Source organism: Deinococcus sp. QL22, assembly GCF_023370075.1.
In the GTDB taxonomy this organism is placed as follows: Bacteria; Deinococcota; Deinococci; order Deinococcales; family Deinococcaceae; genus Deinococcus.
The window spans coordinates 498,644-515,540 of the sequence record NZ_CP097149.1; the positions used below are offsets into that span (position 1 = coordinate 498,644).

The 16,897-nt window shown below is 59.0% G+C and carries 18 protein-coding genes; 4 read left to right on the forward strand and 14 right to left on the reverse strand.

Annotated features, from left to right (window positions below; all coding sequences use genetic code 11):
* Nucleotides 1-140: 140 nt before the first annotated feature.
* From M1R55_RS02390 to M1R55_RS02445, 12 genes are read right to left on the reverse strand one after another with little or no spacing between them, the layout of a single operon-like run.
* The gene (locus M1R55_RS02390) at nt 141-626 is read right to left on the reverse strand and encodes a hypothetical protein (protein ID WP_249393158.1); all 486 of its coding nucleotides are present in this window, start codon (nt 624-626) and stop codon (nt 141-143) included.
* Nucleotides 613-1,509 carry a hypothetical protein gene (locus tag M1R55_RS02395; RefSeq protein WP_249393159.1) on the reverse strand — a complete coding sequence of 299 codons (897 nt, stop codon included), beginning with the start codon at nt 1,507-1,509 and terminating at the stop codon, nt 613-615. The genes M1R55_RS02390 and M1R55_RS02395 overlap by 14 nt, the downstream gene beginning before the upstream one ends.
* Nucleotides 1,509-2,585, reverse strand: a complete 1,077-nt coding sequence (locus M1R55_RS32025; RefSeq protein WP_371827141.1) for a DNA cytosine methyltransferase — start codon at nt 2,583-2,585, stop codon at nt 1,509-1,511. Before M1R55_RS32025 ends, M1R55_RS02395 begins: the two co-directional genes overlap by 1 nt.
* Complete coding sequence (locus tag M1R55_RS02405) at nt 2,582-4,864, reverse strand: DNA methyltransferase (RefSeq protein ID WP_249393161.1); 2,283 nt, start codon at nt 4,862-4,864, stop codon at nt 2,582-2,584. The genes M1R55_RS32025 and M1R55_RS02405 overlap by 4 nt, the downstream gene beginning before the upstream one ends.
* Entirely contained in the window at nt 4,861-5,949 is a 1,089-nt protein-coding gene (locus tag M1R55_RS02410) for a hypothetical protein (protein ID WP_249393162.1), read from the reverse strand. Before M1R55_RS02410 ends, M1R55_RS02405 begins: the two co-directional genes overlap by 4 nt.
* Complete coding sequence (locus tag M1R55_RS02415; protein ID WP_249393163.1) at nt 5,946-6,122, reverse strand: hypothetical protein; 177 nt, start codon at nt 6,120-6,122, stop codon at nt 5,946-5,948. Before M1R55_RS02415 ends, M1R55_RS02410 begins: the two co-directional genes overlap by 4 nt.
* Entirely contained in the window at nt 6,119-6,310 is a 192-nt protein-coding gene (locus tag M1R55_RS02420) for a hypothetical protein (RefSeq protein WP_249393164.1), read from the reverse strand. Before M1R55_RS02420 ends, M1R55_RS02415 begins: the two co-directional genes overlap by 4 nt.
* On the reverse strand, nt 6,307-6,531 hold the full coding sequence (locus M1R55_RS02425) for a hypothetical protein (RefSeq protein ID WP_249393165.1): 225 nt from the start codon (nt 6,529-6,531) through the stop codon (nt 6,307-6,309). Before M1R55_RS02425 ends, M1R55_RS02420 begins: the two co-directional genes overlap by 4 nt.
* Entirely contained in the window at nt 6,528-6,665 is a 138-nt protein-coding gene (locus tag M1R55_RS02430) for a hypothetical protein (RefSeq protein ID WP_249393166.1), read from the reverse strand. Before M1R55_RS02430 ends, M1R55_RS02425 begins: the two co-directional genes overlap by 4 nt.
* Nucleotides 6,662-7,075 carry a hypothetical protein gene (locus M1R55_RS02435; RefSeq protein WP_249393167.1) on the reverse strand — a complete coding sequence of 138 codons (414 nt, stop codon included), beginning with the start codon at nt 7,073-7,075 and terminating at the stop codon, nt 6,662-6,664. Before M1R55_RS02435 ends, M1R55_RS02430 begins: the two co-directional genes overlap by 4 nt.
* A gap of 54 nt (nt 7,076-7,129) precedes the next feature.
* Complete coding sequence (locus tag M1R55_RS02440; RefSeq protein WP_249393168.1) at nt 7,130-7,288, reverse strand: hypothetical protein; 159 nt, start codon at nt 7,286-7,288, stop codon at nt 7,130-7,132.
* On the reverse strand, nt 7,285-7,521 hold the full coding sequence (locus M1R55_RS02445; RefSeq protein ID WP_249393169.1) for a helix-turn-helix domain-containing protein: 237 nt from the start codon (nt 7,519-7,521) through the stop codon (nt 7,285-7,287). Before M1R55_RS02445 ends, M1R55_RS02440 begins: the two co-directional genes overlap by 4 nt.
* Nucleotides 7,522-7,689: 168 nt before the next feature.
* Between M1R55_RS02445 and M1R55_RS02450 the strand changes: the two genes are divergently transcribed.
* The 4 genes from M1R55_RS02450 to M1R55_RS02465 all read left to right on the forward strand — a co-directional run bounded on the left by M1R55_RS02450 (nt 7,690) and on the right by M1R55_RS02465 (nt 11,721).
* On the forward strand, nt 7,690-8,439 hold the full coding sequence (locus tag M1R55_RS02450; protein WP_249393170.1) for a RodZ family helix-turn-helix domain-containing protein: 750 nt from the start codon (nt 7,690-7,692) through the stop codon (nt 8,437-8,439).
* Nucleotides 8,436-9,098, forward strand: a complete 663-nt coding sequence (locus tag M1R55_RS02455) for a hypothetical protein (RefSeq protein WP_249393171.1) — start codon at nt 8,436-8,438, stop codon at nt 9,096-9,098. The genes M1R55_RS02450 and M1R55_RS02455 overlap by 4 nt, the downstream gene beginning before the upstream one ends.
* A 32-nt stretch (nt 9,099-9,130) precedes the next feature.
* The gene (locus M1R55_RS02460) at nt 9,131-10,222 is read left to right on the forward strand and encodes a hypothetical protein (protein WP_249393172.1); all 1,092 of its coding nucleotides are present in this window, start codon (nt 9,131-9,133) and stop codon (nt 10,220-10,222) included.
* Between the two features lie 98 nt (nt 10,223-10,320).
* Nucleotides 10,321-11,721, forward strand: a complete 1,401-nt coding sequence (locus M1R55_RS02465) for a recombinase family protein (RefSeq protein ID WP_249393173.1) — start codon at nt 10,321-10,323, stop codon at nt 11,719-11,721.
* Nucleotides 11,722-11,733: 12 nt separating this feature from the next.
* Here M1R55_RS02465 and secA read toward each other — a convergent pair whose 3' ends face one another.
* Nucleotides 11,734-14,343, reverse strand: coding sequence for a preprotein translocase subunit SecA (secA, locus tag M1R55_RS02470; protein WP_249393174.1), 2,610 nt, complete (start codon nt 14,341-14,343; stop codon nt 11,734-11,736).
* Nucleotides 14,344-14,712: 369 nt separating this feature from the next.
* On the reverse strand, nt 14,713-16,848 hold the full coding sequence (locus M1R55_RS02475; protein ID WP_249393175.1) for a S8 family serine peptidase: 2,136 nt from the start codon (nt 16,846-16,848) through the stop codon (nt 14,713-14,715).
* Between the last annotated feature and the right edge of the window lie 49 nt (nt 16,849-16,897).

The following is a 16,897-nucleotide window of genomic DNA, read 5'->3' on the forward strand; positions in this document are numbered from 1 at the left end:
TGGGTGAAACGTGGTGGTACAGGTGGGGCTCTTCACCACAACGGCCGCAGGTCGCGGATTGCATCGTGTTGAGCTCCAACGTCTCCCCTGCTTTCGCACCCAGCGCCTCACCAAAGGTCACGGGGCGATTCATGCGCTCGTTACTGGAGAACACGGGCCACCTCCGACATGGGAGCGGTCAGCATGGGTGTGTTCGTGCGGGCCTCGGTCAGCAGCTGCTGGGCATACCGCTCCACAAACTCTTTCTTCAGGAACGGGAAATGCTTCATGTCAACCATGCCCAGCGCCTGGCCGTTGCACACGCTGTTCAGGAGGCTCCGCACGGGGCCGGGTTCCGTCGTCGCCTGCTCCCCGCGACCCACACGCTCGACGAGTCCATCCCAGACACCCAACGCACGGGCTTGGAAGTCACCTGCACCCAAGCCGTAATCAATCAGTTCTTGCGGGCTGGGCATGTATTTACCGAACCGGAAGGCCGCACGGCACGCCTCGGCGAACTGCTCAGCAGTGAGTTCAGCAGCCAAGATGTCGCGGTAAATCTTGACGGTCTGGGCATTGTGCTTGCGGTGGAAACGGTCTTCGAGCACGGTCCAGGCGGCGGCAAATTGGGCATCAGAAAACTGCATGGGTTCCCTCCTGCAAGGTGGCGTAGATGTCGCTGGCCCGATCAGCTGCCTGCTGGTTGGCCTGTTCGGTGGTCTGTGGACGGGGTGTGAACTTCAGGTTCTGGACTCGGATCGGAAAGAGGCCCTGCCAGCCGTTGTCAATGCTGGTTTGGATCACCTCCACCGGGGGGTGCCCCTTGGACGCCAGATCCCGGAGTTTGTTGAACATCCCGGTGGCCGTGCTGGGCGCCGTAGCGAGCTGGCGCTCACGGCGGTAGAGCATCCAGCGGTCCCAGGCTTCCGGAAGACCTGCAACAGCAGCCAGGTCATCGGGCAGCGGGGGCAGGGCCGCCGCACCGCGCCGCGCCGCCGGAACATTTTTCTTGTCGGTGGCGTTGGTCTTCTGGCGTGCCGGGGTTTGAACTTCAACCTGAACAGGATCAATGACAGGTTCACCCATAGGCGCGGTGGGGTTCTGCGCCTCTCCCCCTTGGGGGGTAGGGGGGATGTTTTTTCTTTTATTCCTTTCTTCCTTACTTCCTTTATTCAGGGACTCAGAAATAACGTCCTGTACGTTGTTTTCCTGATCTTGGTGCGAGTCTTTTTGCAAGGGCTTTGCAAGAGGCTTGCGGATGCCTTGCACACGGCTTGCAGATTCGAGCGAGCAATGAAGGCCCTCTCCAGACAGAATCAGACCTTCGCTCGCCAATCTCAGGGTGCTGGTTTGGACTGTTCGCACGTCAATTTCAAGGGCAATGGCCAGCTGCTTTGTACTGAAGGTGTTGCCCCGGTACTGACGGTGACGGGTCAGGAATAGCAGCACCCGGATGTCAGCAGCCAGCGTCATGTCTTGGATGGCGTCCAGTGCCCAGTTGGGAATGACGGTGTCTTCACCGCGGCGCATCAGCTCACCGCCTGATGGGCTGCCATGATCAGCGAGCCGACGTGATAGCTCACCGCTGGCACGACTGCGTTTCCTAATCCTCTAAGTCTGTCCACCCGTGCGGAAACCCCATGAGCCACTCCGTAAACGTCACGCTCAATTTCCCGTCCGGTCTCGTCTCGTTCAGTGAGGGGGTAGGGGTGGGGGCCACTCCAGTCAGGTCTTGCCGCTCCTGCACGAATTCGGCTAACGTCGCTCGCCCGCTGGCTGTCCGCTTGATCGTGTTCGGCGTGCTGCGTTTTGGGACGCGGGAACTGTCCGAGGCCCGTGTCGTCGGCCACATCCGCGCTACGGTCGCTAGTCCATCTCCGTTCGTGGCACTCGCTCCCTTGCGATTGTGGTTGCCGCTCACCGTTGGCGTCGGCCAGAGCCGCATGACTGCGCCGGGAATACTCTCCCGCCCAGCCAGGCTGGGCGGGAGAGTGCTGTTCTTCGCATCCTGAGCGGTCGGCGTGGGCCACGTCCGAACCTGCATGGCCAAATGCTTTTGGCTGCCCGGACGATTCACCGTGCGTCCCGAATGAATAGCTTCCGAGGCCATTGGGGTAGGCAATAACGAAGACCCGATCCCTCTGATGATGGGCGCCGAGGGCAGAAGCCGGTATGCAGTCCCACTCCGCGTCATACCCGATCTCGGCCAGGTCTGCGAGTACCTTTCCGAAGAACCCGCCTCGCTGCCCAGCAAAGCGACTTGATAGAAGCCCTGGTACGTTTTCCGCCAGTACCCAGCGGGGTCCAAGCTCGCGAATGATTCGGGCGAATTCTTCCCAGAGGTCACGGTCGTCTTCATCGGCTTTGCGCGATCCGGCAAAGCTGTGGGGCTGGCAGGGAAAACCTCCGCAAATAAGGTCAACGGGGTCAAGGTTGTGGCCTCCTACGTCTCGCACGTCTTTGTGCAGGGGCACGGCGGGCCAGTGCTTTTTCAGGACACGTCCGGCGTAGTCATTAATTTCGACCTGCCAAGCGCAGGTCATTCCAGCCCATTCCAGTCCGAGGTCAAGGCCACCGATACCAGCGAACAAGCTCCCGAACTTCATGCCTCCATCTCCAGTGGGAAGAGACGGTAACTGGCATCCTGCGCAGCCTGCTGAGCATGTCTCACGGCCCACTCGAAATACTCGGGCTTCAACTCCACGCCTTCGGCTCGACGATCTAACTGCAGCGCAGCGTAAGCCTCAGAGCCAATGCCCAGAAAGGGCGTGAATACCACGTCACCGGGATTCGTCCAGAGGCGCACGCAGCGGCGCACTACCTCCAGCTGCAAGGGAGCCAAGTGCTTTTCATCGTCATCAGAGCGGGCGATCTTGGCATTCAGCACATCGGTGCGTCGGATGTCATTCCAGACCGGAGAGGCGTATTGCTGCCATGTGGGGAGGGTGAAGTCTTCCGGGTCGTGGGTGACGCGCTCGGTATCCTCCATGCCCGGCCCCCACTTCCGGAACACGACCACGTATTCGGCCATACCCTGCCGGTTCTTGGCGGCGTTGCCCTTGATGTTCTTGTACAGCAGGCCGTCGGATTTGGTGCGTTGCATTTCCCGCACTGGGTCTGTCCAGATGCATACCTCGGAGTGGTAGCTCCAGAAGCTGCCGTCTTCCCCTTTGGGCGCGTCCAAGAAAGCGCGGATGGTATCGCCCCGGAAGTCTCTGAGGCCGCTATAGCCGTTGCTGCTGGCGTACACCTGCAAGTTCTTGACGTGCACGGCGCACAGACGGCCTGGCTTCAGGGTGCGGCGCAGTTCAGGAATCAGGTAGCCGAAGTGCCGGAAGAATTCGGTGTCGTCTTCGGTGTTGCCCATGTCCCGCAGATCAGGGCTATAGGAGTAGAGATTGCTGAAGGGCGGGCTGAAGATCTGGAAGTCATGGCTGGCCGTGGGCAGCGTGCGCGTGACGGCCACACAGTCCCCGTTGTGCAACGTCCAGCGGTCTGCTGTTTCGGTGCGGCGGTGCGCGGGGCCAACAGTGAGGGTGATAGCCGTGCCGTCCCGCACACCACGGGTGGCTTCGATCAGCTTGCCCTGCATCGCCTCGTGTTCCGCCTGTTTGCGGCGCACGGTGGCCAGGACGCTGCTGTGGGTGTCGGTGGTGACCAGATGCACCTGCACGGGGCGCTCTTGCCCAAAGCGGTCACTGCGGCCTACGGCCTGGTACAACTCTTCGAAGCTGTAGTTCAGGCTGACGAACACCTGGCGGGCGCAGTGCTGCCAGTTCATGCCCCAGCCGGCAATGCTGGGTTTGGTCAGAAGTACTCGAGTAGATCCATCGGCGAAGGCCGTGAGGCGAGCTTCTTTTTCGTCCGGGGTCATGTTGCCGCGCACTTCTACGGCGTCCGGAATTAATGCCCGCACTGCATCGGCTTCCAGGTTGGTGTGAACCCAGATCACCCACGGCTCAGACGGTTCAGCGTGTACGAGATCTGCCACGACGGCCGCGCGCTGCTCGAGCGAATCCCGCAGCTCTTTGTGCAGGCTGGTGGCGCTCGCCGAGACCTGCCGGAACAGGGCACCGTCTTCTTCTGGAGCCTTGCTGTGATCGGTCTGGACGGTGTGCGCGTGGTAGTTCGGGGCGGGGCGCAGGTACCCGTCATCGGAGTACTGAGGATCGAGGTCAGAGGGTAGACGCAGCGCGCGCGCCCAGCTGGCCACCCATTGCCAGAACTCCAGTTCACCATGGCGCTTGAGCCGGAAGGTTTGCGCTTGCGTGGTGTCATTGATAAACCAGCGGGTGAGCATTTCGCCCGGTTCCATCAGGCCTAGGAACTCGGCATGGTTGCCCAGTTCCACCGTGTCATTGGGGGAAGGGGTGGCCGTGGCAGCAAGGCGGTAGGGCGTATTCGCAAAGGCTTCGATCAGGTCGCGTTTGGTGCGGCCCATGAAGCTCTTGAGAATCGACGATTCATCCAGGGCGACGCCACCGAAGACGGACACATCGAGGTGGGGCAGACGCTCGTAATTGCTAATGATGACCGGCACGCCTTCAGGCAAGGTGCCGTCCCGTGTGACTGCGGCGGGGATGCCAAAGCGCTGCGCCTCGCGGGCCAGCTGCCAACTAACGGCCAGCGGGGCGAGGATCAAGCTGGGGCGGCCTGTGTGCTCTGCGATGGCTTGCGCCCAAGCCAGTTCCATAAAGGCCTTACCCAGACCGCGCTCGGCAAAGAAGGCGGCGCGGCCCTGCTGCAGAGCCCACATCACGAGGTCGTGCTGGAAGGGCTTGAGCTGGGCAGGCAGGGCAGCGGGGGTGAAGCCGAGGGCGGGTGTTTCTACCTGCTTGGCGTGCAGGAAGTCTGTGTAGTCCTGTGGGAGCACGGCGGCGGTCATGCTGCAGCCACCTTGAATTTGGTGCTGGCTTCGGTGAGGCACTGGGCACGCTCATCGGGGTTCATGGCGCTGAAGGTGTCCAGCAGATAGGTGGCTTGCTCAGCTGTGAGGTTGTTGGTCGCAATCGGTGTGGGGTTGTTAGACATGTAGCCCCACAGCGCGTACCGCTGCTCACTGGTAGCCGCACCGCTTGCTTTGGCGACGGCTTGCAACTGGCCGCGCTGCTCCGGGGTCAACATCGTTTCAGCATTCAGAGCAGCGACTTCTGTAGCCTGCTGGGCATCTTCTGCCGCCTGATCCTTCAGCGTTTTGCCCCACTGATCGAGGTAGGCCACCGCTGCCAGGGCGTTGTCGTCACTCTCGCGCCAGGGCTGAAGGTTGTTCAATGCCACGTCCACTTCTTGTCCGGTCACGCCGTACCGCTTCAGACCTTCCCGGCGGGCGGCGAGTTTGGGGCCGTAGGTCTTCATGCGGGCATCCATCTCTTCACGGCCATCAGAAACGGGCTGAGCAGCAACGGGTTTGGCTTCCTGGATGGCGGTCACAGTCATGGCCCCGTCTTCATCCACCTGTACCTCTGCGCCCATCTCTTCGGGGGTGTACAGGCCGTCAATCACGTCAGGGAACACCACGCGGGCGCACGCGGCTACCGCACGCCACTGGTACATCACGGGGGCTTGCTTCTTGTAGTTGTCTTTGTTGTTCAGCTGCATTGCTTCCGCTTCGTTCGGTCCAAACTTGGCAGTGAAGGCGCTGCGTCCCTTCCGTTTCATGGTGACGGTGGCCCCGTCTGTTCCGGTTGCGATCTGTAGGTCTTCCAGTTGTCCGCTGCGATTGATCAGGCTGAGCATGAGCTGAGGGCTGACAGTGGGTTTGCCCTGAATCACGGTGATGCCGTTCAATGCGGCCATGGCGGGTAGGCCCAACTCCATGCCTTTGACCATGATGGCGACGGCAGCTTCAGGGCTTTTAACGTTCTGACCCAGCAGTCCGCTTTTCATCAGCATGTTTCCGAAGTCGAGCAGCTGCATGGCCTGAGCAGCGAGGGTCAGCGTGTTGGTTTCGCGGTAAGCAAGTGCAGTCATGCGCGTTCCTCGGGGTTGATGAATTGGAAAATCAGGCTGAGCAGGCATCCGACGGCGATCAGCATCAATAGGCCAAACAGCAGCTTCAGTTCCCCGCTCGCTGTTGGGTGCAGGTCAGGGATCAGGCGGAACGCGGCCCACCAGCACGCGATGCACAGCAGGGCGCGAATCACGCGGCACGCTCCCGGCGTTCCATGCTGCTCAGTTGCAGCTCCAACCACGCTTCCTGTTCCTCTGGGCTGCCCGGTGCGCGGTCGTACAAGTCGGCCCAAACGTCCCACAGGTTCGGTTCAGGCTCAGGCTCCCGCACTCCAAACAGACGCTCCAGAAAGGCCCGGAAGCGAGCGGCAAAAGCGTTCACAGCGCACCTGCTTTGCTGCGTTCCGGCACGTCCAACTGGTCAGCCATCTCGATCAGGTAAGAGGCAATCTCGCGGGCCTCATCAGGGGAGTAATAGCCATGAACTTCAACGCAGGTGTCTGCATCATCCATACCTTCAATGTCCAGATTCACTTCGTCGGTATCGGTATTTTTGCTGATACTGATGGCGAAATTGCCATTCGCAAACCGGACGGACTTCATGCGCCACCCACCAGCACTGCCAAAATGCTGCTCACGAATGCTGTGAGGCCCAAGCCCCAGCCCACCACGGGCTGAGTCAAGGCCACGGTGTAGGCCATCTGGAAAACGTGGCGCTGGGACTCAGAGCGGTTCATGCCGCCACGTCCTTGCCACTCATGCGGGCAGCCGTCAACGCCACCAGCGCGGCCTGCACTTCGTCTTCGGTGCTGTAGTTGCCAGCGGGCGAGTTGTAGCGCACGGTGGCGCATCCTGTCTTCTTGCTGCGGCGCTCTTTGCGGATGACCTGGCCGTAGCCCTGCGCTACACCCGTGCTGCGGGGGCGGACGGTCACGGCCCACACCTGCATAGCCGTCGACATGGTGTCGCCCCGTACCAGCATCCATTCCACGCTGTAGGCATCGCCGTCCAGTTCCAGCAGCGCGTCGGGCTTGATGGGGTTGAAGGGCACGCTATGATCGCGGGCGTAGGTGTGCGCCTGGGCCAACTGCACGTTGAAGCGTTCACGCTGGCGGCTGGGGCTTAGGGTTTCTGCTAGTCTCTGCATATCGATCTCCGATCCCCGCTGGCGTCGCGTGCCATAAGCGGGGTTTTTTATTGCTCAGCCCGTCTTTTTGACTGGCTGCTCTAAACGCGCCTCAGCGGGCACGGGTTGAGAAACAGGAAGGGGCCGCTCAGCAGCGGCCAGCAGCATGGAGATCACCCGTTGGTGAGCCGCAGGGTCATATCGGGTGGAAATCTTGCGAGCGGGCTGGGTCATGCGGCTCCTACTTTGGAGTTTGTAGTTAGCAATAAATCGTAAGGCTGACAATTGAGAGCAGTTGCGAATTCCGCCAAGCGCTCAACAGTCACGTTCCCCGCCTTACCACTCTCTACATCGCTGATGTAACTAGAACGTTCCGCCTTGCCAAACATCTTTTCTGCGAGTTCGCGTTGATCCAGGCCGCACCTTTCGCGGGCGGCGCGGATGTTCTGGCCTACTTGGATTCGCATAATTAGAGTTTATAGCAAACTATAATCCCTGTCAAGCACTTTAGAGCTTGCCGTCAACTGTCTACCGTTACAGGGAACTATAATTTACAGTTAAGCGTAAAGGTAAGCATGCATGTTTTCCCTATGCCCCTGCGAGGAGTTTTTTTGCCAGATGTCCCAGTTCAGCCCATGACCCGTGAGGATGCAGGGGCGTACTTCAAGCAGCTCCGGGTCCGCAGAAATTTGCGTCTTCAGGATGTTGTTGACGGAACGTCTATTCCAAATGTTCAGTATTTGAGTGCTTTGGAGGGCGGGCGATACAACATCCTTAACAGTGAGCATTTTTCCTCACTTGTGCAATTCTTTCGTTTATCGCGAGATGAAATTGAACGCATTCGGCCAGGAACTTTTATTGAAACCGCACCGGATAAAATGACCGAGGTCATTTTTTATCACTCCCGACCACCGAAAATAGAAGACGGAATTGAAGCATACATTTCTTATGTTAATCAGATACACGGTATCAGGGAGTATGGACAACTAGAACCTAGCCTAATAGGATCAGACAAAGTTGAAGTTGTAGGAATTGTAGAAGGGCGTTTTCTTAAAGTGAGCCTAGTCTATTCTCAAAAAGTTATGGATGCTTTTGGACAACCGGATTCAGAAGCTGGGAAACCAGCCCCTCCTGTTCGCATGTACACCGCCTCTGCACGTGGCTGGAAAGTACCAAAACAACCACCAGCGCCCATCCCCGATGCCATCCTTGAAGCGGCAGCCCAATACGGCGACCAGCCGCTCTTTGCAGGTATCAAGGAATACCGCTGGCAGCGCTTCCTGACCGACTCGCCGCACAAGCGCAGGCCCGTCAGCCCTGAAGAATGGTTGACGTTCTACATGGAAGTGAAAGATAAATTCGATCCAGCGGAGCCAGAGGAGTGAGCTTTGACCCACTCCTCTCCGACCTGTTCTTAGCGCATGAGGAACGCCATAAAGAGTTGGACTACACCCCAGACATGGAGCGCATTGCCGCTGCGTTAGGTCGGGTTAAGACAGGTGAGCACAGCTTCTTGACGGCCTCTGGAGAGATCGTGGTGGAGTCAGGCCTGAAGCGAACCCGCCGCCGCGAAGACCTTGCACATGAAGCCAGCCATGCCCTCGCTGCTGAACTGATCGATGACCAGAGCTATGTGAAGGCCATCCAGTATCACCACGCCCATGTGCCGGATATGGACGCGCACCTGGAACGCTTGGCCGATCACGGCAGCCTGCACTGGCTTGCCCCGCGCGAGATGGTGGACAAGGTGCTAGAGGTTGGCGGGCTGAATGCGGGGGCGGTCTGGCGACTCCACCAGACGGCAGAGATTCAGCTGCATATGGCTTTGAAGCGGATCGTGACGTTTGACGAGGATGGCCGGCGAGGCGGCTTCATCGCGCAGCATGGCCGGATCATCCACGCCAGCTCCTACCAGTACTACTTACGCTGTTGGGTTGGTGATGACGTGCCCGATGAGGGCAGCTTTCAAGGTAGCGGTGTGAGCCTGTACCAGGTGCCGGGCTATCCGTCAATGTGCATCGGTTTGGTGATCGCCGATGACTGATGGGCGTGTGCTGGCGCTGAAGGTGGTTAATAATGGCTAATTGGAAGATGTATTTAGATGATAGTGCTACTCACGGCGCAGTCATAGATGAAAATTTCAAACTGCGTAAAGTCAATAACATCAATGGCGGTGTTCCTATTACGAGCGCTGGTGGGATTCTCGTTGATGAAAGTGCAGAAAGGGCCATCAAGCGTGATGTGCAACGGTTACGAGAACACATTCAGAGAGAACTACGATTGCCGGAACCCCCCGAACTACATATGAGTGAGATGTGGGGCAATCAACTCCCAGTAAATAGCCCTTACTTAAAAGTTGATCGGAAAAAAATCTTGCATTGGGTACGACTTGGCTACGACATTATTTTTAAACATGGACAGGCAGGCAGTCTCCGAGTTATCGGAGTGAGTCTAGAACTACCTCAAGTTCAAGAAGTCCTTAAAAGTTATTGTGAAGATGCAAATACTATTGCAGAAAGGGAAATATTAAAGGAATACTTTCCTAAGGCGACAAAAACTTTTTACGGGATAATGCTTAATCCGCTTATTCGAATGATCATGAATCTTATTGTGGTAGGTGATGATTTCGCATCAAGCAATGGCCATAGGCTCAAAGTATACTACGATACTTCCGAAGCCAGTAAGGGATTTGCGTTTTCGGAGGGTATGAGTATTTTCCAAGATTTGAGACGATTCGAATCTGTAGATTCAATTGGAGAATCTAGTCCTCACATCAATAATTTAATGCAATTGGCAGATTTAGCAGCTTACCGAGTCTTTCGCGCAAAGATGATTCGGTACAGAGTAGAGCATAATATGCGTCATGCCACGGACCCCGGTATGGTTTTGGCACTGCGCGATAGGCCTTTTGACTCTCTGGGATTACATATTCCTAATACAAAATTGAGAATGGAGAGTGTGCACGAAAGTCTCTTTGCAATGCTTCAAATTGCGTATGCGAGCCAGAGTGTGCGACAACTTTATCCTGAATCTGCGTCAAAACTATTGATTCAACTCAATCAGTACATCGTAGATAAAGACGAGTATGGCAGCCTTACCGGGTTCTTTCCTCTGTTTTCCCATGAAATTAGAGAGGCTTGGTGCAATGGCAAGAGGCCACTCATATGAGTGGCCCCCTGTATGGTCAGCATACGCTTCATCAAGCCACAGCGTCAAGCCAGACCGAACATTTCCCTCTGACCTTGACAACCAATGGTTGACACCCTATGACCGCCCGCGCCTACCTTCGGGTCTCGTCTGCCGCCCAAGTCGAAAAGTTCAGCCTCGCCTTCCAACGTGAAAAAGCCCTGGCCTTCGCCGCCTACCAAGACCTGAAGCCCGTCCAGTTCTACGAAGAACGCGGCGTCTCCGGACAACTCAACGAGCGCCCCCAGCTCACTGCACTCTTCAACGACCTCCGGCCAAGCGACACCATCATCATCTACAGCCTTTCCCGACTGGGACGCGGCGGGGCGGTGCAGCTCCTGAGCATTGTGGGCCGCATCAAAGAGGCCGGGGCGCGGCTGGTCAGCCTGACCGAAAACATTGACTCCGAGACCCCTGCGGGACGCCTCATGCTCACCATTCTGGCGGCCCTCGCCGAGCTGGAAGTTGAGACCACTCGCGAGCGCACGGCAGCAGGCCGACTGCAAGCGGCCAGCCAGGGCATTTACCCCCAGTCAAGCTCAGTACTCCCGGCTGGCTATGGACGTGGCCCAGACGGACGAATTATAGAAACCGACTTCTCCCCCACCGTGCAAGAAATCTTCCGCCGCGCTGCAGGCGGTACCCCCTTCCAGGCCATCGCGGACAGCCTGAACAAAGACGGCATTGTCGGTTCCAAAGGAAAGAACTGGTACCTCGCCACCGTGCGCGGGATCGTGCAAGAGCGCACCTACATGACCGGCGAACTGTCTTACCGGCGCAGCAGCCATGCGGCAGACCCTCAGGCCTGGATGCCTATCCCTTGCCCGCCTCTGGTCAGTGAAGCGGTCTGGCAGGCAGCCCAGCGCACGGCCACCAAGAATCATGTGCGGCGGGACGTGGGGCGCTTTCCGTTGTCGGGCAAGCTGTTCTGTGCCTGCGGCTCTCCCCTGTCAGGCAGTGCCAACAAAAGTCGATCCGGCCAATCGATCCTGTACTACCGCTGTAGCCCAGAGCGACGCGGGACGCCCGTTTGTCCGGCCACCGGCAAAGGAAGCACCTTTTACCCCACGCTAGCAACTGATACAGCGGCGCGGCTGGCCCTGGAAGCGGCGCTGAGAGACAGCGAGGTGCTGGCCCGCCTGATGGCGACTCAGCCCATACACGATGACCAGGCTGTCCTGCGACGAGCCCTAGAAGCCCGGCGTGATGCCTTGATCGATCTCCACCTGGAGGGCTTGATTGACCGGGCGGAATTCACCCGGCGGCGTGAGGAGATGCAGCGCCAGTTGGAGGATCTGAGGCCGAACATCGTCACGGCACTTCCGCCAGACCTGTCGAGGCTGGCGGAAGGGGTGCCTCGGCTGGACGCGGAGGAGTATCAACAGCTGTTGAGCGATCTTGGGGTGCAGTTCAAAGTGAAGGGCACACACGTGGAAGTGTGCGCCCTGAACGTACCGCAATTGGTTAAATCCTCCGTCTAGGACGGTGAGGATTTACATTGCGTTGGAAAACTGCATTCTGAACACGAATTTGGTCACGTCGTTCTTCAAGTTGTCGATCATCTCGTTGAACATATTGGTGGCTTCAAACTTGTATTCGGTGAAGGGATCACGCTGGCCGTACCCGCGCAGGCCGATGCCCTGCCGCAGCACGTCCATGCCGTGCAGATGCTCTTTCCAGTGCTGATCCACAACTTGCAGCAGCACGTAGCGGCTCAGGCTGTTCAGCATGGTGGGGCCGAGTTCTTCCTTGCGGGCATCGAAGGCGTCGGCCACAGCGGTCAGCAGGCGCTCCTGAGCTTCGGCAGGCGACACGCCTCTGAGGGCCGCGAAGTCGAAGCCTTCCAGTTGTGGCACGGCGTCCACAACAGCGGTTTGCAGGCCTTCGATATCCCACGTGTCGGGGTTTTCATCCACGGGCGCGTGGGTCGCAAGTTGCAAATCCACGAAATCCGCGATCATGCCTTCGGTACTTTCCTCGACGGCCTCGTCTGGCCCCAGCAGCACTTCACGGCGCTGACCGTAGATGGTGTCGCGCTGCACGCTCATCACGTTGTCGAATTCCAGCAGTTGCTTGCGCGTGCTGAAGTTGCGGTCTTCCACGCGGGCCTGCGCCTTCTCGATGGCCCCCGTGACCATCTTGGCCTCAATAGGCTGGCTGTCGTCCATGCCGAGCCGATCCATCATGGACACCACGCGGTCATTGGCAAACAGGCGCATCAGGTCGTCCTCAAAGCTGACATAGAAGCGGCTGCTGCCGGGGTCGCCCTGCCGCCCGGCCCGTCCGCGCAACTGGTTGTCTATTCGGCGAGATTCGTGGCGCTCGGTGCCGATGATGTGTAACCCGCCGATTTCCTGCACGCGGGCATGGTCGGCAATGGTGGCGAGTTCGAGTTGCTGCGCCTGCGCGATAAATTCGGGCGTGACGCCGGGAATGAGGAGGCCAAGTTCGGTGGCGGCAGGATCTTGGCGGCTGATCGCCTTGATGAAATTCTCGGCTTCGGGCGCGAACCGGCTGATGCCAAAGTTCTGTTCTATGGCCTCGCCCAGCAGGAATTCGCTGTCGCCGCCCAGCTTGATGTCGGTGCCGCGTCCGGCCATGTTGGTGGCAATCGTGACCGTGCCGCTGCGTCCGGCCTGCGCCACGATGCTGGCTTCCTGCGCCTCAAATTTGGCGTTCAGAACGGTGTGCGGAATTTGCGCGGCCTTCAGCAGATCGCTGAGTTGCTCGCTGGTCACGATGCTGGCCGTGCCGATCAGAACCGGGCGGCCCGTGGCGTGCATCTCCACGACTTCCTGCACCACCGCGTTGTATTTGCCGATGCGCGAGCGATACACCAGATCTTCGGCGTCTTTACGGAGGATTGATTTGTTGGTGGGAATAACGAGCACGTCGCTGCCGTAGATGTCGAGGAATTCTTTTTCCTCGGTTTTGGCCGTACCCGTCATGCCTGAGAACTTGTTGTACAGGCGGAAAAAGTTCTGGTACGTAATGGTCGCCAGCGTCTGGTTCTCGTTCTCGATCTTGACGTTTTCCTTGGCTTCAATGGCCTGATGCAGACCCTCGCCGTAGCGGCGTCCGGGCATCGAGCGGCCCGTGAATTCGTCCACGATCAGCACTTCGCCTTCCGCGTTGACCATGTAGTCTTTTTCGCGGTGGTACAGCTCTTTGGCCCGGATCGCCTGCGTGATCATGTGGGCCTTGTCCATGTTTTCGGGGCTGTACAGGTCAGGAATACTCAGCAATCTCTCGATTTTGCCGATGCCGCCCTCGGTGATATGCACCTGCTTGCCCTTCTCGTCGATGGTGTAGTCGCCCGTGGCCTCGGCGCGTTTGCCGGGTTCGGCGGGTTCGCCCTTTTGCAGGCGCCGAATCAGCTTGGCGTACACGTAGTACAGGTCGGTGGCTTTTTCGGCGGCTCCCGAAATGATCAGCGGCGTGCGGGCCTCGTCGATCAGAATGCTGTCCACTTCGTCCACGATGGCAAAATTCAGCGGTGAATCGGCACGCAGGGCCAACGCCTCGCGGCTCTGGGCCATGTTGTCGCGCAGATAGTCGAAGCCCAACTCGGAGTTGGTGACGTAGGTGATGTCGCAGGCATAGGCGGCCTGCTTTTGCGCGGGCTGCAACTCGCGGTTGGCGAGGCCCACGGTCAGGCCCAGCGTGCGGTACAGCAGGCCCATTTCTTCCATGCCCACCCGCGCCAGATAGTCGTTGACAGTGACGAGATGGCAGCCTTTACCTTCCAGGGCGTTGAGCGCGAGCGCCAGTGTAGCCACCAGCGTTTTGCCTTCTCCGGTACGCATTTCGCCAATACGACCCTGGTGCAGCGCCGCGCCGCCGATGAGCTGCACGTCGTAATGGCGCTTGCCGATAGAGCGGCGGCCTGCTTCGCGGATCAGGGCAAAGGCCGGAATCAGTACGTCGTCTAGGGACTCCCCGCCCTCCTGTACGCGTTTCCGAAGAGCCATAAAGGCCTCGGCGAGATTCTCGACTTTCATCGTTTCTTCTTCCAGCGCGTTCACCGGCTGCACCACCGTTTTGATGATGCGCGAAACGTCGCGCTGGTTGTTATCGAATACTTTGTTGAGGACACGGAACATGACGCCTCCCAGTATACGCCCCTGCTACCTGACCGGAGCGCCTGATTTCAGTGAGGTGCGCGTAAGCAACTTGATACTGACTTGCTCTGATTCCCGAACATCCGTAAAGGCACCGATAGGGTCGTCCATCGCCGCCAGGCCGTAATTTTTGCCACTCACTCCACTCGGAAAATTCTAGCGAATCATCGCAACTTGGTATGAGTCAGGCAGGCTCAGAAATGGGCGTGGGATGGGTGGAGCGTGGACAGAAAATTGCGGGACAGAAAGGAGGGCGTCTAAGGGTCTGGAACTTGAGGGTTTAAGAACTACTTCTATATGTCAGCAAAAAGCCCCCGCACAAAGGCAGGGGCCGGGGAAGAGAGGCAGGGCTCAGTTGGTCTTGGTCAGCTTCAACTTGTACTTGTTGAAGGGGCTATCGTCGTTCTGACCTTCGGTGATGGTGAAGCTGGTGGCGATGAGGTAGTACGTTCCCGCAGCCGTCAACGTGAAGTTCACTTCGGAGTCCGAGTCGATCCGGGGCGTACCGCGGTCATCGTTTTCAGCCAGCACCGTTACACCGTCGGGGCCGACGAGGTACAGGTAGGAATCCAGCGAGCCGCCCAACTGTCCTGCGGCCAGCATCTCTGCCTTGATCTGGTCGCCCGCAGCGCCCGTGAACTTGAAGTAGTCCAAGTCCTTGGGCTTGCCGAAGATGTAGGCCGTATCGGTGGTCTGACCATAGGCGATGGTCTTGGCTGTGGCAGGCGTATCGTTCGGCTCGTAGGGGTCTACGGGATTGAAGTCGGGCCCATTGGCCGTCAGGATGATGTTTTTGCGGTCAGGGGTGAAGTAGGTGCTGCCGCTGGTGGCGGTCAGGGTGCCCACAAAGGTTCCCCGGTCTTCAGTCTTGCCGCCCGTGATGCTCAGATCGGCTCCGGCCACGTACAGGTCGTAGGTTCCAGGCGCAATTTCCGAGAAGCGGGCGTCGCCAGCGGCGTCGGTGGGCGTGAGGTACAGCGGCGTGGGGTCGTCGGTGGCCCCGGCCCGCATGCCCTGACCGCGCAAGATCACGTCGACGAGTTCGCCGGGCTGGGTGCCGCTGCCATTGGCGTACTTCACGTTGATGTACACGTTTGCGCCCTTGGCGGGCAGCGCGGCGCAGTCGGTCAGGGTCTGGGCCAGTTTGCCAGCGTTCAGTGCGCCCCAGCCCGTATCGCGGTCAAAGCCGGTGGGGTTGGAACCAATCGCGCCGTTGGCGGTGGTTTCCAAGATTCGGCGCACCTGGTAGGGCGTGGCGGCGGGGCACTTTTGCAGCGCAAGAGCGGCCACGGCTGCCGTATAGGGCGCAGAAAACGACGTGCCGGAGATCAGTTGGTGGGTCTGGGGTTTGGCGGGGTTGCTGCCCCACAGCCAGGTCGGGTTGGCCAAAATGGTGTCCTGACCGGGGGCACTGCTCGAAATATGCCGTCCACTGGTCGAGAAAGTCACTTTGCGGTTGCTGCCGTCGAGTGCGCCCGAGGCCATCACACCGGGGAGGGCGGCGGGGTACTGGAATTCGTCGTGGTAAGAGTTGCCCATGGAGGCCACGATGGTGGTGCCGTTGCTCATGGCGTAGTCGAAGGCGTCCTTGACTGGCCCGAAGGACACGCCGCCGCCCCAGGAGTTGTTGATGACGCGCGCGCCGTTGTTGGTGGCCCAGATTGCGCCCAGCGCGATGTTAAAGCTGCTGTAGCCGCCGGGGTTGAACATCACGACGGGCATCCACTTGGCTTCGTGAGCCAGGCCCACGATGCCTTTGCCGTCTTTGACAGCCACGATGCTCGACGCCACGAAGGTGCCGTGCGAGTTTTCAGGCTTCTTAAAGTAGTTGACCCAATCGGTGGCGTTGGTGTAGGTCTTGTTCTGCAGCGGATCGAAGGCCTTGCCCTCCCAGTTGGGGTTCAGGTCGGGGTGAGACACATCGCCGGGATCGTCGATAACCGCGACTTTCACGCCTTTCCCGGTCAGGCCCGCATCCCACGCGACTTTGGCGTTCAGGTGCCGGGGATCGAGGGCGTACTGGGGCAGTTCGTCAAAAATCTGATCGGCACTGGCCGCAAGTGGGGTCAGGCTGGCAGGCTGCACGCCAGAAATGAGTTCGGGTGGGGTCGCCACGTCGTTCACGGCGGCGTAGCGCACACCGCTCAGGCGCATGGCGGCCTTGGTCTGTTTCAGCGCGTCGCCCTGCACGCGGATCAGGGCCACTTTAATTTCGGGAATGGTGGCCACGACCTGGCCTTTCAGCGCGGTTGCAGCGGCCTGAAGGCTGGCGGCGTCGGCGTACCCGACCACCAGTTCGTTTTTGATGTACTTCAGAGGGCCGTTCTGGGCCAGTTCACCAATGACAGCCGGGGCAGACGCCACCGGAGCCGGGACACTGGCCTCCAGATTGGTTTGCGAGCAGGCGGCCAGGAGTCCCGTCAGGGCCAGCACGCCGAGTGATTTGGGAAGGTTCCGTCGCAGGTTGTGCGGAGTGTTCTTACGCATCGTTTTGCCTCTCTGTCAGGAAGTCGGGGTCAGGGATTGTAAATCAGGC

Bases quoted from the DNA above. Each gene is read 5' to 3' on its own strand.
- M1R55_RS02390 (WP_249393158.1), bottom strand. From the start codon at position 626: ATGCAGTTTTCTGATGCCCAATTTGCCGCCGCCTGGACCGTGCTCGAA.
- M1R55_RS02395 (WP_249393159.1), bottom strand. From the start codon at position 1,509: ATGCGCCGCGGTGAAGACACCGTCATTCCCAACTGGGCACTGGACGCC.
- M1R55_RS32025 (WP_371827141.1), bottom strand. From the start codon at position 2,585: ATGAAGTTCGGGAGCTTGTTCGCTGGTATCGGTGGCCTTGACCTCGGA.
- M1R55_RS02405 (WP_249393161.1), bottom strand. From the start codon at position 4,864: ATGACCGCCGCCGTGCTCCCACAGGACTACACAGACTTCCTGCACGCC.
- M1R55_RS02410 (WP_249393162.1), bottom strand. From the start codon at position 5,949: ATGACTGCACTTGCTTACCGCGAAACCAACACGCTGACCCTCGCTGCT.
- M1R55_RS02425 (WP_249393165.1), bottom strand. From the start codon at position 6,531: ATGAAGTCCGTCCGGTTTGCGAATGGCAATTTCGCCATCAGTATCAGC.
- M1R55_RS02430 (WP_249393166.1), bottom strand. From the start codon at position 6,665: ATGAACCGCTCTGAGTCCCAGCGCCACGTTTTCCAGATGGCCTACACC.
- M1R55_RS02435 (WP_249393167.1), bottom strand. From the start codon at position 7,075: ATGCAGAGACTAGCAGAAACCCTAAGCCCCAGCCGCCAGCGTGAACGC.
- M1R55_RS02440 (WP_249393168.1), bottom strand. From the start codon at position 7,288: ATGACCCAGCCCGCTCGCAAGATTTCCACCCGATATGACCCTGCGGCT.
- M1R55_RS02445 (WP_249393169.1), bottom strand. From the start codon at position 7,521: ATGCGAATCCAAGTAGGCCAGAACATCCGCGCCGCCCGCGAAAGGTGC.
- M1R55_RS02450 (WP_249393170.1), top strand. From the start codon at position 7,690: ATGACCCGTGAGGATGCAGGGGCGTACTTCAAGCAGCTCCGGGTCCGC.
- M1R55_RS02460 (WP_249393172.1), top strand. From the start codon at position 9,131: ATGGCTAATTGGAAGATGTATTTAGATGATAGTGCTACTCACGGCGCA.
- M1R55_RS02465 (WP_249393173.1), top strand. From the start codon at position 10,321: ATGACCGCCCGCGCCTACCTTCGGGTCTCGTCTGCCGCCCAAGTCGAA.
- secA (WP_249393174.1), bottom strand. From the start codon at position 14,343: ATGTTCCGTGTCCTCAACAAAGTATTCGATAACAACCAGCGCGACGTT.
- M1R55_RS02475 (WP_249393175.1), bottom strand. From the start codon at position 16,848: ATGCGTAAGAACACTCCGCACAACCTGCGACGGAACCTTCCCAAATCA.